This is a genomic window from Janthinobacterium sp. C22, from assembly GCF_057919405.1.
This window is the reverse complement of sequence record NZ_CP193659.1, coordinates 2,389,791-2,404,404: the sequence shown is the minus strand read 5'-3', so window position 1 is coordinate 2,404,404 and position 14,614 is coordinate 2,389,791. Positions and strand designations below refer to the sequence as shown.

At 65.1% G+C, this 14,614-nt stretch carries 10 protein-coding genes; 3 read left to right on the top strand and 7 right to left on the bottom strand.

From position 1 onward, the window contains the following. Positions 1-37: 37 nt before the first annotated feature. The 3 genes from yidD (at position 38) to ACRHIG_RS11075 (ending at position 2,025) form a co-directional block, all read left to right on the top strand. The gene (yidD, locus tag ACRHIG_RS11085; protein ID WP_489630192.1) at positions 38-544 is read left to right on the top strand and encodes a membrane protein insertion efficiency factor YidD; all 507 of its coding nucleotides are present in this window, start codon (positions 38-40) and stop codon (positions 542-544) included. A 255-nt stretch (positions 545-799) separates the two neighbouring features. Beyond that, a complete protein-coding gene (locus ACRHIG_RS11080) occupies positions 800-1,741 on the top strand; it encodes a bestrophin family protein (RefSeq protein WP_489630191.1) in 942 nt (313 codons plus the stop codon). An 83-nt stretch (positions 1,742-1,824) separates the two neighbouring features. After that, positions 1,825-2,025, top strand: coding sequence for a heavy-metal-associated domain-containing protein (locus tag ACRHIG_RS11075; protein WP_070219128.1), 201 nt, complete (start codon positions 1,825-1,827; stop codon positions 2,023-2,025). A gap of 52 nt (positions 2,026-2,077) precedes the next feature. On the opposite strand, the gene ACRHIG_RS11070 is transcribed toward ACRHIG_RS11075, so the two are convergent. From ACRHIG_RS11070 to ACRHIG_RS11040, 7 genes are all read right to left on the bottom strand, one after another. Beyond that, entirely contained in the window at positions 2,078-2,806 is a 729-nt protein-coding gene (locus tag ACRHIG_RS11070) for a glutathione S-transferase (RefSeq protein WP_489630190.1), read from the bottom strand. Positions 2,807-2,826: 20 nt separating this feature from the next. Further along, positions 2,827-3,246 (bottom strand): Cu(I)-responsive transcriptional regulator, encoded by a 420-nt coding sequence (gene cueR / locus ACRHIG_RS11065; RefSeq protein ID WP_475415561.1) that lies wholly within the window; start codon positions 3,244-3,246, stop codon positions 2,827-2,829. Position 3,247: 1 nt separating this feature from the next. Then, on the bottom strand, positions 3,248-5,683 hold the full coding sequence (locus ACRHIG_RS11060; RefSeq protein WP_475415562.1) for a heavy metal translocating P-type ATPase: 2,436 nt from the start codon (positions 5,681-5,683) through the stop codon (positions 3,248-3,250). A 91-nt stretch (positions 5,684-5,774) separates the two neighbouring features. Next, a complete protein-coding gene (locus ACRHIG_RS11055; RefSeq protein WP_489630189.1) occupies positions 5,775-6,185 on the bottom strand; it encodes a FecR family protein in 411 nt (136 codons plus the stop codon). Next, positions 6,131-6,493: a FecR family protein gene (locus tag ACRHIG_RS11050; RefSeq protein WP_489630188.1), complete on the bottom strand. Its 363-nt coding sequence runs from the start codon at positions 6,491-6,493 to the stop codon at positions 6,131-6,133. The genes ACRHIG_RS11055 and ACRHIG_RS11050 overlap by 55 nt, the downstream gene beginning before the upstream one ends. A 7-nt stretch (positions 6,494-6,500) precedes the next feature. Further along, complete coding sequence (locus ACRHIG_RS11045) at positions 6,501-12,101, bottom strand: beta strand repeat-containing protein (RefSeq protein ID WP_489630187.1); 5,601 nt, start codon at positions 12,099-12,101, stop codon at positions 6,501-6,503. Then, on the bottom strand, positions 12,098-14,608 hold the full coding sequence (locus ACRHIG_RS11040; RefSeq protein WP_489630186.1) for a two-partner secretion domain-containing protein: 2,511 nt from the start codon (positions 14,606-14,608) through the stop codon (positions 12,098-12,100). Before ACRHIG_RS11040 ends, ACRHIG_RS11045 begins: the two co-directional genes overlap by 4 nt. Positions 14,609-14,614 lie beyond the last annotated feature (6 nt).

Below are 14,614 nucleotides of genomic sequence, written 5' to 3'. Positions count from 1 at the left end.
CAGCCCTATTGTATGCTCGCAACATTGCATTACTCTAATGAACGCGACCGCCCAAGGAACCCGCATTTTTTCACTCGACACCTGCGGCAAGCATCTGGCCCTGTGGGCGATCCGTGCCTACCAGCGCCATCTGTCGCCCTGGAAAGGCTACTCCTGCGCCTACCGCGTGCTGACGGGGCGCGACAGCTGCTCCGCCTATGGCTGCAAGGTCATCGCGCGCCACGGCTTGCGCCCGGGACTGGCGCTGCTGCAACGCCGCCTGCGCGCCTGCGGCGAACGCCATCGCCGGTACCGGGAGCTGCATCCGCAGGCGCGGCGCAGCGCGCGCCACCAGGCACAGGCGGGATTTTGCGATTGCGACGTGCCTTTGCTGGACTGCGCTTGCGACTGCGCCGACGTGGCCAGCCTGGCTGATTGCTCCCGGCCGCGCCGCGGCAAGAACCCGACGTGGTTCCGCAACGACTATACGGCCAGTGCCGCACTGAAACGGCAGCAGGAAGAACACCGCAAGAAGATCAAGCAGCGACAGGATACGGATAGTTAAATTCACACAATAAATTACAAATGAAATATTCATTCATGAAATGAATAATACCCATTATCACTGTGAATTGGCTGGAAACGGATCGGCGGCCTATACTTAAAGCGTCTTCCCTACACTGTTTCCCATGCACACCCAGCTCAGCCCGCACGCACCGCGGGCTTTTTGTTCCCGGCACTTGCCACTGCGTCTTTCCTCTTTTACCCATCACCGGGCGCGCCGTTCCCCGCCAGCCCAGCTCCCGGCAGGGAGACCAGCATGATCGTGCGCGAGCGCCCTTCGGCTCTACGGCTGTTCCTCGTCGTGCGCGGCTCCGTCCTGCCGCGCATCCGCACCACGCTCATCGTCAATACCCTGATCGCCTCCCTCGTCACGTGGTGCCACGGCACCTTGTTCGACCACAAGGTGATCCTCACCACCATCCCGTTTACCCTGATCGGCTTGCCGTTGGCCATCTTCCTGGGCTTTCGCAACACGGCCGCCTACGACCGCTACTGGGAAGCGCGCAAGCTGTGGGGCGAACTGGTGTTGCGCAGCCGTAATTTCTCGCGCCAGTGCCAGACGATGATACGCGGCGACACGCCGGCCCACGCCAGGCTGGGCCTGGAAGATGTGCGCGTGCGCATGATTTACCGCGCCATCGCCTTTTGCCACGCCCTGCGTCACCAGTTGCGCGACACGCGCGGGCCGGCCGACTTGCAGCCGCTGCTGCGCCCGGCAGAATGGGAAGCGGCTTGCCAGGCATCGAATCCATCCGACTACCTGATGCTGCAGATGGGCCACGACCTGGCCGACTGCGTCCGGCAGGGCCGCATCGACAGCATCCTCACCGCACAGATCGATAGCACGGTCTCGGCCATGGTGGCGGCAGGCGCTTCGTGCGAACGCATCCGCAGCACGCCGATTCCGTTTTCGTACTCGCTGCTGCTGCACCGGACAGCCTATCTGTACTGCTTCCTGCTGCCCTTCGGCCTGGTCGACTCGCTCGGCTTCATGACGCCATTCGTCGTCGCCATCGTCGCCTACACCTTCTTCGGCCTCGATGCCTTGGGCGACGAGATCGAGGAGCCGTTCGGCGAAGATGCCAACGATCTGCCGCTGTCGGCCATGTGCCGCGCCATCGAAATCAGCTTGCGCGAATCCTTGCAGGATGAGAACGTGCCGCCGCCCATGCAAGCGGACGATTTCCTGCTGAATTGATGCGCACGCCAGCTTTCCCCTTGACCTTACCATCGGGGGAAGGCTTACAGTGGACGCACCTAATCATTCAAGGAGTGCTTGTCATGTATCAGTTACAAGTTGAAAACATGAGCTGCGGCCATTGCGTCGGCTCGGTCACGAAAGCGGTGCAAGCCATCGATCCGCAAGCCCAGGTGCAGATCGACCTGGCCAGCAAGCGCGTCACGGTGGAATCGCCAGCAGAACTGGGCGCCATCAGCGCCGCCATCGTCGAGGCGGGCTACCCCGTTACCAGCGCGCAATAAACGGCACGCAAAGCGACATGCACAACAGCCGGCCATTGCGCCGGCTGTTTTCTTATCCGTCCAGTTCCGGGTAATGGCGGAAGATGCCTTCCTGATTGAACGCGATCCTGCGCTTCGATTGCAAGTAGCGGGCGATGTTCGGCCGCGCCGCCACCGTATCGTGCAACTCGGACAGGAAGGGATAGCCGGGCGCAAGGCGCGCCATGGCTTGCGGAAACGCATAACGCAAGCCGGCCAGCATCTGGAACAGCGACAGGTCGCCATACGTGAGCCTTGCGCCCACCAGATAATGACGGCGGCTGCGATTATTCAGCAGGACCTGGGTGAAATAATCGAGAAATTTTGGCAACCGTGTTTCGCGGAAATCCGCGCTGCGCAGCAGGGCCGCCTCTTTTTGTTCCTCATAATATTGATTCATCGACAGCGGATGGTGCGTGTCGTGCACTTCCGTCAGCCAGTCGGCCATGGTCAGTTGCAGCTGGTTCAGCCACAAACGGCCGCTTTCCGCGCGCGGCGCCAGGCCCAGGCGGCGGCCCAGGTAGAGCAGGATATTCGTGGTCTGGCCGATCAGCAAGTCGCCGTCGCGCAGCACGGGCGGCGCATAGGCCGCATGCGGCGTGCTGCCGCCGTCGAGGCAGGCCAGCATGGCGGATAGTCCCTGTCCCTGGCGCTCAGGCAAGCGGGCGATATCGCGGTAGTCGGCGCCCGCCTCTTCCAGGGCCAGGCGGATGAATTCGCCCCGTCCCTGTATCGTGGGCCAATAATACAGTTCATACGCCATAGAGCCTCCGTTGATTTACCTCAATGGCAGCAAGCCTTCGCTTCCGTGTCGCCGGCCAGCCCCAGGCTTTGCAGGATGGGGCAATCGGGTTTGTCGTCACCGTGGCACGATTGCGCCAGGTGGGCCAGGGTATCGCGCATTTCCGTCAATTCGGCGATGCGCTTGTTGAGCTCGGCGACGTGGGCCAGGGCGATGCCTTTCACGTCCGCGCTGGCGCGCTGGTCGTTTTGCCACAGCGACAGCAACTCGCGGATCTGTTCCAGCGAAAAACCCAGCCCCCGCCCGCGCTTGATAAAACGCAGGGCGTGCAAGTCGTTCGGCGTGTAGATGCGGTAGCCGGCGTCGCTGCGCGCGCTGGGTTTTAGCAATGAAATACTCTCGTAGTAGCGTATCATTTTTGCCGATACGCCCGTCTCGCTTGCCGCCTGGCCGATATTCATCCTATGACTCCTTGATATGCGCGCTGCCTGCATGACTGCGGGCTGTCCAGCGGCGCAGCAACAGGGCATTGCTGATCACGCTGACGGAACTGAAGGCCATCGCCGCGCCCGCCACCATGGGGTTGAGCAAGCCGAAGGCGGCCAGCGGAATGCCGATCAGGTTATAAATGAAGGCCCAGAACAGATTCTGCCGTATCTTACTGTAGGTGCGGCGCGAGATATCGATGGCGTCCGCCACCAGGGCCGGATCGCCGCGCATCAGCGTGATGCCGGCCGCATGCATGGCCACGTCCGTGCCCGTCGACATGGCGATGCCCACGTCCGCGGCAGCCAGCGCGGGCGCATCGTTGATGCCGTCGCCCACCATGGCCACTTTCGCGCCCTCGCCTTTCAGTGCCGTGATTTTAGCGGTTTTATCGGCCGGCAGCATTTTCGCCGCCACCGTGTCGATGCCCAGCAGCTTGCCGACGGCGTCGGCGCTGCCTTGGTTGTCCCCGGTCAGCATCACCGTGCGGATGCCCAGGCTGTGCAGATGGGCAATGGCCGCCTGCGCGTTCGGCTTGACCTGGTCGCTGAAGGCGAACAGGCCCAGCAGCTCCGATCCCGAAGCCAGCCACGAGATCGTGTTGCCCGTGTTTTCCAGCGACAAGGCCTGTGCCGCCAGCGGCGTCATGTCCACGTTTAACTCCTGCATCAGCCGCGTGCTGCCCAGTTTCAGGTCCAGGCCGTCGACATTCGCCGCCAGCCCGCGGCCCGGCAAGGCCGACAGGGCCGTGGCGGGCAAGGGCTCGATGTGGCGCGCGCCTGCCGCATCCAGCACGGCCGTAGCCAGGCTGTGCTCGCTGCCACGCTGGATACTGGCCGCCAGCTGCAACAGCCGTGCATCGTCGATGCCGTGCGCATGCAGGGCCGCCAGGGCAGGCTTACCCACCGTCAGGGTGCCCGTTTTGTCGAACACGACGGTATTGACGGCGTGCGCCACTTCCAGCGCTTCCGCATCCTTGATCAGGATGCCGTAGCGGGCGGCCACGCCCGTGCCGGCCATGATGGCCGTCGGCGTAGCCAGGCCCAGCGCGCAGGGGCAGGCGATGACCAGCACGGCCACGGCATTGATGATGGCGTTTTCCAGCTCGCCTGTGGCGAACCACCAGCCCAGCATGGTCAGCAGCGCCAGCAACAGCACCACGGGAACAAAGATCGCGCTGACCTTGTCGACCAGATGCTGGATCGGCGCCTTGGCCGCCTGCGCATCTTCGACCAGGCGGATGATGCGCGACAGGGTCGTCTCGCCGCCCACCGCTTGCGTGCGCACCAGCAACAAGCCATCCGCATTGATGGCGCCGCCCGTCACCTTGTCGCCCGGATGCTTATCGACCGGCAAGCTTTCACCCGTGATCAGCGATTCGTTGACCTGGCTTGCGCCTTCCACCACCACGCCATCGACGGCCACCCGCTCGCCGGGGCGGATCACCACCAGGTCGCCCACGTTTACCTGTGCCACGGGCAAGTCGATCTCGACGCCGTCGCGGCGCACGCGGGCCGATTCCGGACGCAAGACCTGCAGCGCGCGGATGGCCGAGGCCGTCTGCCGCTTGGCGCGGCTTTCCAGCCATTTGCCCAGCAGCACCAGCGTAATAACAACGGCCGATGCCTCGAAGTACAAATGCGGCAACATCTCGCCTGCCGTCAGCCATTGATAGACGGACAAACCATACGCGGCGCTCGTGCCCAGCGCCACCAGCAAGTCCATATTGCCGCTGCCGGCACGGGCCGCCTTCCAGCCCGCCTTGTAGAACCGGGCGCCAAAATAAAACTGCACGGGCGTGGCCAGCGCGAATTGCACAGCGCCGGGCAGCATCAGATGGATGCCGGCCCACTCGAGCAGCATGGGCAGCATCAATGGGAAAGCCAGCACGGCCGCGAACGCCACTTTCATGCCGTCGCGGTTGGGCGCCACAACGGGCGCGCTGGCCTGGCTGGCGGCAGGAGCCTTGGCCTCGTAGCCGGCCTTGTCGATGGCGGCGATCAGGGTGGCGGCATCCGCGCCGCCCGTGACCTTGATGCGCGCGCTTTCCGTGGCCAGGTTGACGCTGGCGGCCAGCACGCCGGGCACCTTCAGCAGGGCTTTTTCCACCCGCCCCACGCAAGAGGCGCACGTCATGCCGGCGATGTTCAGGTCGATCTCGCGCTGCGCCACCGTGTAGCCGGCCTTTTCCACGGCTGCCTGCAAGGTGGCCAGGGGAATCGGCGTATCGGAACTGATTTTGGCCACTTCCGTGGCAAGGTTGACGCTGGCCTGGGTCACGCCCGGCACGGCGGCCAGGGCCTTTTCCACGCGGCCCACGCACGAGGCGCAGCTCATGCCTTCGATGGCCAGCGCCTGCGCGTGCGCGGCGGCGGGAGGGGAAGCGGCGGGAGCGAGTGCACTCTGATTCATGGCAGATCCTGTACGAAAGATTAACTGATATGTACAGGATCTGCTATCCCATGATGGGAAGGTCAAGCCCTATTTCAGCCTGCAGCACACCTTAGCGCACCACGCAGTCGATGGTGGCAGGCTTGCTGCTGCCTGCCGCGCTGCCCGGGCTTGGTGACGACGATGAAAAGACCGGCGGCGGCGTGAACGGGATGCCGGGGTTGACGGGCAAGGGGGCGGGCGGCTGCCTGAAGTTGGGCGTATAGCCAAATTGCCCGGCAGAAAAATTACTCGTACCCGCTGGATTCGTCACATGAATCAGGCCATCGAGTACCTGCACATACAGGCCCGGCGCCCGCAGCTGGCTTGCCGGTCCCGGTGCCGGTGCCGGCAACGACGGCGTCCCAGGCGGGATGACGGTGGCAATGAAAGTCGTGCCGCGAATGCCGATGGTGGCGGCCGGCGTCTTCATCTCGAAGCGCTCCTTGTTGCGCTTGCCCAGCAGGCCCGTGACGGAACGCAAGCCCCCTTGAGCAAACTGAAGATGGCGTGGTCGCCATCGGGCTGTTCGGCCGTGTAGCTGAATTGCTCGATCACGAAACTGGTATTCGGTTTCAAGGTGATTTCGCTATTGTCGATCAGCTTGATCAAGGCATAGGTCTCCTTTTCCGTCAGCAAGGTGTCGCCCTGCTCCACTTCGGACTTGATGGCCAGGATTTTCACCTTGCCATCGGCCTTTTTCGCCATCAGCGGACCACTCAATTGCATGACGGTACCGGCCACCTGCCCTGCCCAGGCGTGCGCGCCCACGCACATCAGGGCCAGCCACAAGAAAGCCTTAATTGCAGTACATTTTTTTAGCGGCATCATCGTATTTGTATCCTGTCGGTTTATCGGTGGCATCGACAACATCCTTGCTGTCTTTCTTCTTGTCATCCAGCTTGGCTGGCGTCGTGGACACGAGCGTATCGTTGGCACGGTCGGCCTGCTTGATGATGCGCAAGGCATCGTCGATGGCCGCGCTCGTGGCGGAGTCGATCACGGGCCTGTCGACGGTGGTCGCTGGCAGGAAAATGGCGTCCGCCATATTTACCGTGCCGGTCGGCGCCAGCAGGGTCACGCCGCTGCGCTGGCGGTTGATGCGCACACCCGCGTCGCCCGTGATGCTGCCCGTTTTCGCCAGCACGCTCATGCTGGCCGCTGCCGGCAAGACGAAGCTGGCCATGTCCGCAAAGCGCACGTTGGCGCCCGCGCTGGCGCTGAAATGGCCGCCGCTAACGATATTCGCATTGCCTTCGACACGGACGTCGCCGCCTGCCACCAGGCTGATGTCGTGCGCCGCCGCCAGCTGCGCGCCATCGCCCAGCACCACGTCCGTACTGGCATTGAGCGCGATATCATTGCCCGCGATCCTGCCGTTGACGGCGACGGGGCTGTGCGCCGTCACGCTGACGTTGCCGCCATTCGCATTGATGTTGCCGGCCGCGATGCCGCCCGTGTTGTCGATGGCGATATTGCCCGCGCCCGTGAAGAGCGTTCCCAGAATCAAGGTGCCCGGCGCCGAGGTATTGTTGAGCGTAATGCCGCCGCCGGCACTATTGCTGGCACTAAAACTGCCCACCTGGTTGCCCGGATTGCCCAGCACGATGCCGTTTTGCGCCCGTGCCGTCAGGCTGCTGGCGAGCAGCGCACCGTCCTGGCCGATGGCGCCGTTCAAGGCGCTCAGCTGCACATCGTTGGCCGCCAGGCTGGCGAAGCGCAAGTCGCCAGCCGCTTGCGTGATGGCCAGCTGGCCCGCCAGCCGGATGGCGCCGGCAGTCTGATTAAAACTGTTGGCGACGAGCAAGTTGCCATTGCCGCTCAACACGCCGCCGCCTTGCGCGTAACGGTCCGCCGACAGGCTGCCGTTCAGCAGCAGGTTGCCGCCGTTGATTTCCAGGCCGGCCAGGCCGCCCAGCACGGAACGATCCAGCGCGCTTTCACCGAGGGTCAGGCTGCCGCCCGTCAGCAGCAAGCCCGTCGCGGAAGTCAGGTTTTTCAGGATGGTATTGCCGGCCGCCGCGCTGTAGGTGACGATGCCCTTGCTGTTGCTAAAGTCGACAGCCAGCACGTTCGCGCCTTCCGGCACTACGCCGCCGTCCCAGTTGGCGGCATCGCTCCATAAGCCGTTGCCGCTGGCTACCCAGGTCGACAATTGTTTTTGCGCGATCGTAGCCTGCGCCGTGCCGCCCGTCGTCTCCAGCGTGTAGTTGCCCGCATCGGCGCCCGCCAGGCGGAAGCCGCTGGCCGTCACCAGCTTGCCCGCGCCGGCGTTCTTGTCGGCAAAACTGCCGCTGCCGCCCACCACGGCGACCACGTCCTGGCCCAGCACGCCGCTTGCCGTGGCGCTGACGACGGCGCTGGTCGTGCCGTCATACACCTTGCCGGCCGCATTCAGGCCCGCCAGGGTCAGGCTGGCGGGCGTGATGCTGGCCAGCAAGCCCGTCGGCAAGACGATGAAATAATTAACCGCATCGGCACCCGTCAGCGCAACGCCGCTCAGCTGCACAGCCTTGCCTACGCCCACGTTCTTGTCCGCGAAGTTGGCCACTGCCGAGGTTGTCAAGCTGTCGCCGGCGACACGGTCATCGCCCAGGGTCAGTTGCGCGCCCGTCGTGCCATCGTAGACCTTGCTGCCCGCCACGCCGGACAGGTTCAGCGCGCGCGCGCCGATATCGGCCGTGGTGCTACCGACATTGCTGCCCAGCACATAGTTGCCGGCGTCGTCGCCGCTCACGCCCACGTTGGTCACCGTGACGGTTTTGCCCGCACCGGCGCTCTTGTTGCCAAACGCGGCATTACCCGCCACCGTCAAGGCATCGCCCTGGACGCGGTCGTCGCCAAAGCCCACTTGCGCGCCCGTCGTGCCGTCATACGTCTTGTTGACGCCAGTAAAGCTCACGTTCAGGGTGCGCGCCGCGATGTCGGCCGTGGTGCTGCCAGCATTGCTGCTCAGCACGTAGTTGCCGGCGTCGCCGCCGCTCACGCCCACGTTGGTCACCGTGACGGTTTTGCCCGCACCGGCGCTCTTGTTGCCAAACGCGGCAGTACCCGCCACCGTCAAGGCATCGCCCTGGACGCGGTCGTCGCCAAAGCCCACTTGCGCGCCCGTCGTGCCGTCATACGTCTTGTTGACGCCAGTAAAACTCACGTTCAAGGTGCGCGCCGCGATGTCGGCCGTGGTGCTGCCAGCATTGCTGCCCAGCACATAGTTGCCGGCGTCGGCACCGTTCAGGCCCACATTGGTCACCGTAACGGTTTTGCCCGCACCGGCGTTCTTGTTGCCAAACGCGGCAGTGCCCGCCACCGTCAAGGCATCGCCCTGGACGCGGTCGTCGCCAAAGTCCACTTGCGCGCCCGTCGTGCCGTCGTAGGTCTTGTTGATGCCAGTAAAACTCACGTTCAGGGTGCGCGCCGCGATGTCGGCCGTGGTGCTGCCGGCATTGCTGCCCAGCACATAGTTGCCGGCGTCGGCACCGTTCAGGCCCACATTGGTCACCGTAACGGTTTTGCCCGCACCGGCGCTCTTGTTGCCAAACGCGGCAGTGCCCGCCACCGTCAGGCTATCGCCCTGGACGCGGTCGTCGCCAAAGCCCACTTGCGCGCCCGTCGTGCCGTCGTAGGTCTTGTTGATGCCAGTAAAACTCACGTTCAAGGTGCGCGCCGCGATGTCGGCCGTGGTGCTGCCAGAGTTGGCGCCCAGCACATAGTTGCCGGCGTCGCCGCCACTCACGCCCACATTGGTCACCGTGACAGCCTTGCCAATACCTGCGTTCTTGTTGCCAAACGCGGCAGTGCCCGCCACCGTCAAGGCATCGCCCTGGACGCGGTCGTCGCCAAAGTCCACTTGCGCGCCCGTCGTGCCGTCATACGTCTTGTTGACGCCAGTAAAGCTCACGTTCAGGGTGCGTGCCGCGATGTCGGCCGTGGTGCTGCCAGAGTTGGAACCCAGCACATAGTTGCCGGCGTCGCCGCCGCTCACGCCCACATTGGTCACCGTAACGGTTTTGCGCGCACCGGCGTTCTTGTTGCCAAACGCGGCAGTGCCCGCCACCGTCAAGGCATCGCCCTGGACGCGGTCGTCGCCAAAGCCCACTTGCGCGCCCGTCGTGCCGTCGTAGGTCTTGTTGATGCCAGTAAAACTCACGTTCAAGGTGCGCGCCGCGATGTCGGCCGTGGTGCTGCCAGAGTTGGAACCCAGCACATAGTTGCCGGCGTCGGTACCGTTCACGCCCACGTTCGTCACCGTGACGGTTTTGCCCGCACCGGCGTTCTTGTTGCCAAACGCGGCAGTGCCCGCCACCGTCAAGGCATCGCCCTGGACGCGGTCGTCGCCAAAGCCCACTTGCGCGCCCGTCGTGCCGTCGTAGGTCTTGTTGACGCCAGTAAAGCTCACGTTCAGGGTGCGCGCCGCGATGTCGGCCGTGGTACTACCCGCATTTCCATTGAGTACATAGTTGCCCGCATCGGCGCCCGTCAGGTGACCCGTCGCCACCTGATAATCGACCACTTTGCCAGTGCCGACATGCTTGTCGCGGAAGCTGCCCTGCAAATCCGCCATGGCGACCTGGTCGCCCGTTACCAGGCCTTCGAAGTAGCCATTCAGGGCCGCCAGCAAGGTGCCGTCGTAGACGCGGCTCTGCGCGCCCGAAACGCCATAGTTCAGGACGCGCGCCGTGATGGCCGCCGTGCCATCGGCCGTCGTCGCGGCCAGGCTGTAGTTGCCCAGTTCATTGCCGCCCAGGGCCAGGCCGCTGGCGTGCACGGCCTTGCTGGCGCCCACATTCTTGTCGAGGAAGGCGGCGCTGCCGCTGACGCTGATGTTGTCGCCAGTGACCACGTTGCCCAGCAGGAAACTGACGCCATCGTAGCCCAGGGTGCCGTCATAGACCTTGCCATTGCCGCCGAGGCTCACCGTCAGCGCGCGCGGCGTGATGGCGAAGGTGGTCGTGCCGCCCATGGTGATGTCGTACTTGGTCGACCACAGGCCCGTCGCTTCGTAGCTGCCCACGTTGCGCGCGTTGCCGTAGCCGAGGCTGCCATTCACGCCCACATCACCGTCGAGCAGTCCCACGTAGCCGATCGAGCCGAGGAAGGCGGCCAGCTGGCCATCGTAGACCTTGCCCGTGGCATTGCCCGAGAGATTCACCTGCAGCGGCTTGAGGAAAGCCTTCAGCATCGGCGTCGTGTAGCCTTCGTAGATGCGCCACACGCTGCTGAAATTGTAATCGTTGAAACTGCCTTGCTGCCGCATCTGCGCCGTGCTGCGGCCGCTGGAGCCGCCGCCATCCATCTGCACCAGCGACGTTTCATAATTGAAAAAACCATAGGCGAACGGCGAACCGGTAGCCACGCGGCCGGCCACCGCGCCCACCGCCGCATAGCCGTCGCCGGTCACGGCGCCGCTGCTGAAGACATGGCTGACGCTGCCCGTGCTTTCACCGACCAGCCCGCCCATGTTTTCCCAGGGTAAGATGGAATCGGCAATGCCGGCCCGGCCCACGGCGCCGCTGGCATACGCATCGTCGATGCTGCCGCCGTTCAAGCCCACCAGGCCGCCGATGCTGCGCGCGCCGCTGACCTTGCCGGTGGCATAAGACTGGCTCAGCGCCCCCTGGTTGTTGCCGACCAGGCCGCCGATCATCTCGCGCGCGCCCGTCACCGCGCCGGTGGCGTACGAGGTCGCGATGCTGGCGCCGGACGCATTCGATCCCGCCAGGCCGCCGATGGCGCCGCCGCCATCGGCATTCACGCCGGTGACGGCGCCGCTGCTGGCCGACAGCGTGATGGCGCCGCCGTTGCTGCCCACCAGGCCGCCGACATTGCGCTGGCCGCTGACGGCCACGCTGCTGTTCACGCCGTCGATAGTGCCGCTGACGACCTCGCCCGCCAGCGCGCCCACGTTCGCCGTGCCGGTGACGCTGCCGCCGCTCAGGGTCAGGTTGCGCAAGGTGCCGCCCTGCACGGCGCCAAACAGGCCCGCGGCCGAACCTGGGACCAGGCTGCGGTCGATCTTCAAATTGCTGAGCGTAAATCCGCCGCCATCGAACACGCCGGAAAAACCGCTGCCGCCGCCGGCGATCGGCACGAAGCCCTGGCCATCGTTCCAGTTCGTCGTGCCGCTGGCGTCGATATTGCCGGCCAGGCGATAGCTGTTGCCCAGACCCAGGCTGGCGATGCCTTGCACGCCATAGATATCGGCGATCAGATAGGGCGAGGACGTGCCGCCGTCGCCGCCGCTCGCGCGCAGGAAACTCCCCTGCGCAATGCTGAAGCCGCGCGCGGAAAACCCGGGCAGGCTGGCACTGTTTTGCACCCAGCGGCCGCCATCGAGCAGGAAATCGCCACCCACGCTGACGGCGCCGCTGGCGCTGATGTTGCCGCCGGAAGCCAGGGTCAAGCCCTGGCCACGCTGAGGGGACCGTTCAGGTTGATATTCCCGCCCGTGCGCAGCACAAGTTGGTTCAGCTCGCCTTGCGACGCCAGGTCCAGCGCGCCCATGAGATTGACGACCCCGCTAAAACTGTCGCCGCCCACCAGCACGGTACCGGCGCTGATGGTCTTCAATTCCGCTTCGCTCAGGCCCAGGCTGCTGGCATTGTCCGCCGCCCCCGTGCCCAGGGTAATGGTGCCCACGCTGGAACGGCGGTTCAGACTGACGGTGCCGCCCGCCGTGGCCGCTACCGATTGCGCACCGCCGCCGAGGCTCATATTGTCGGCAACCAGATGGAGCGCTCCTGCGGACAAGCCGCCGCCGCTGGCGACCGACAGCAGGCCGGCGGCCGTGGCGGCGATGCTGCCGCCGTCCTGGCGCAGCGCCAAGGTGTTCGCTACGAGCACATTGCCGCCGCTTTCGAGCACGAGGTTTTTCACGCCGCCGCCCGCCGCGACAATCGCCAGGTCGATCGCCTGCTCCACCGTCAGGTCGCCGCCGGCGGCACTGCCGATATGCACGCTGCCGGCGGCGATACGGTTCAGTTCGGCATTGGTCAGGCGCAGGCCGTTACCGGGCTTGTCGCCCAGCACGATCTCTCGTCCCGCGCTGAACGCCTGCATGGTCACCCCGGCATTGCCGGCGGCGCCGCCAACATTGATGGCGCCGTTGATGCTGATGTTGTCCGCCTCCAGCAGCACCGTCTGGCCGGCGACGCCGCTGCCCAGCAGCTGATCGCCGCTGCCCGTCAGGTCGATGGAACCACCGGCGACATTCGCGCGCAAGGTCAGGTTGCCGTTGCCGACATTGACCGAGCCGACGCCGAAAGTGATGCCGGCGCCGGACAGCCGTACCTCGCCATTGCCGCTGCCAAGCGCCGCGTTCAGGTTCACGTTCGAGCCGGCGCCATAGGCCAGGCCGGCGGCCGCATCGTTGGCCGACAGCGTGATATGGCCGCCATTGGTGGTGATGGGCGCATTGACATTGATGATCTCGCCCGCCTGCGCCGTCAAGCCCACGCCTTGCTGCGCGATGTTGATGGCGCTGTTGAAATTGATGCGATGCAGGGCCTGCAAGGTGACGTTGCTGCTGGCCCCGGAAATCAGGTCGGCGCCGATGCTGGCGTTGCCGGTGGATGGCGCGTCGGCGAACTGGTCGAAGCTGCTCAACTGACCGCCCGAACCGGCGACCACGGTGATATCGTAAGGATCGAGCAGCCAGTTGCCGCGCTTGCCATGCGCCGCACTGGTATCGACGCGGATGCCGTCGACGGCCAGGTAATGGCCCGACGTTTCCACAAAGCCGCCGTCGCCGCCCTGCGCGCCGCCGCGCGCGGACATGCTGCCGTGCACCTGCGCCGATTCGTCGCCCCAGGCGATGACCTTGCCGCCGTTGCCGCTGACGATGGCATCGGCGGTCACGCTGGCATCCTTGCCAACCAGCACTTGCCGCGCATTCTGCACGGCCGCGTTCTTGCCCTGGTAGTCGCCGCCCAGCAAGACCGTGCCGCCGCCCGTGGCACCGCTGGCGTCGACCTTCGCATTGCCCAGCAAACCCACCTGCTCGCCGAGCACCTGGATCTGGCCGCCCGTGCCGGCCGCGCCCGTGGCGCTGGTGACGCTGCCCGCTTCGAGCAGCGCCTTGCCGCTGGCCTTGAGCACGATCCTGCCGTTCTCGCCGACGACGGCGCTGTTGGCGTTGAGCACGCCGCGCTGGCTGACCAGTGCGCCGGCCATGCCGATGCTGCCGCCCTGGGCGATGATCTGCCCCAGGTTCAGGGCCTGGTCGGCCGGCGCCGAGACCAGCACGCGCAATTGCGGATTGCCGGGGTCGGCCAGCTGCACGCTGCGCCCGGCCGCCAGGATCACTTCGCCATTCGGCGCCGTGATGATGCCCGTGTTTTCCACGTTCGGCGCGATCAGCAGCACTTGCCCGCCCTTGCCAGCGTTGATGGTGCCCGCATTGCCGACGGCGCCGGCCACGCCGCCGGCCGTGAACTGGCGCTTGCCTGCCAGGAAGTCCTCATTCGACATGCCCAGGCTGGAAGCGACCAGGCCGTTCACGTCCACTTTCGCGCCCTGGCCGAAGACGATGCCGTTCGGGTTGATCAGGAAGACCTTGCCGTTCGATTCGAGCGCGCCCAGTATCTTGCTGGGGTCTTGTCCCGTGATGCGGTTCAGTACGGCGCTATTGCCGTTCTGCTGGATGAAGCGCGTGATTTCGCCCGCATGGATGGAAAAGCTCTGCCAGTTGATGATGGTGTTGGGCGTGTTCGTGATCGAGAAGACGTTGCCCTGTTGGTTGAACGTCGCCTGTCCATGGACCACCTGTGGCAAGGCGGGGTTGGCCTGCGCGGCGCCGAAACAGCCGGCCAGCAGCAGCGCCAGTGCCGTGCGGCGCAAGGGCGGCGCAAGGAGTGGAGCAAATGAAGGCGTCAGGATGAAAATGGAGGCGTGCTGGACGTGGTTGTGCATGGTGTT

Excerpts from the sequence above, each read along its gene's own strand:
- yidD (WP_489630192.1), top strand. The coding sequence starts at position 38 with ATGAACGCGACCGCCCAAGGAACCCGCATTTTTTCACTCGACACCTGC.
- ACRHIG_RS11080 (WP_489630191.1), top strand. The coding sequence starts at position 800 with ATGATCGTGCGCGAGCGCCCTTCGGCTCTACGGCTGTTCCTCGTCGTG.
- ACRHIG_RS11075 (WP_070219128.1), top strand. The coding sequence starts at position 1,825 with ATGTATCAGTTACAAGTTGAAAACATGAGCTGCGGCCATTGCGTCGGC.
- ACRHIG_RS11070 (WP_489630190.1), bottom strand. The coding sequence starts at position 2,806 with ATGGCGTATGAACTGTATTATTGGCCCACGATACAGGGACGGGGCGAA.
- cueR (WP_475415561.1), bottom strand. The coding sequence starts at position 3,246 with ATGAATATCGGCCAGGCGGCAAGCGAGACGGGCGTATCGGCAAAAATG.
- ACRHIG_RS11060 (WP_475415562.1), bottom strand. The coding sequence starts at position 5,683 with ATGAATCAGAGTGCACTCGCTCCCGCCGCTTCCCCTCCCGCCGCCGCG.
- ACRHIG_RS11040 (WP_489630186.1), bottom strand. The coding sequence starts at position 14,608 with ATGCACAACCACGTCCAGCACGCCTCCATTTTCATCCTGACGCCTTCA.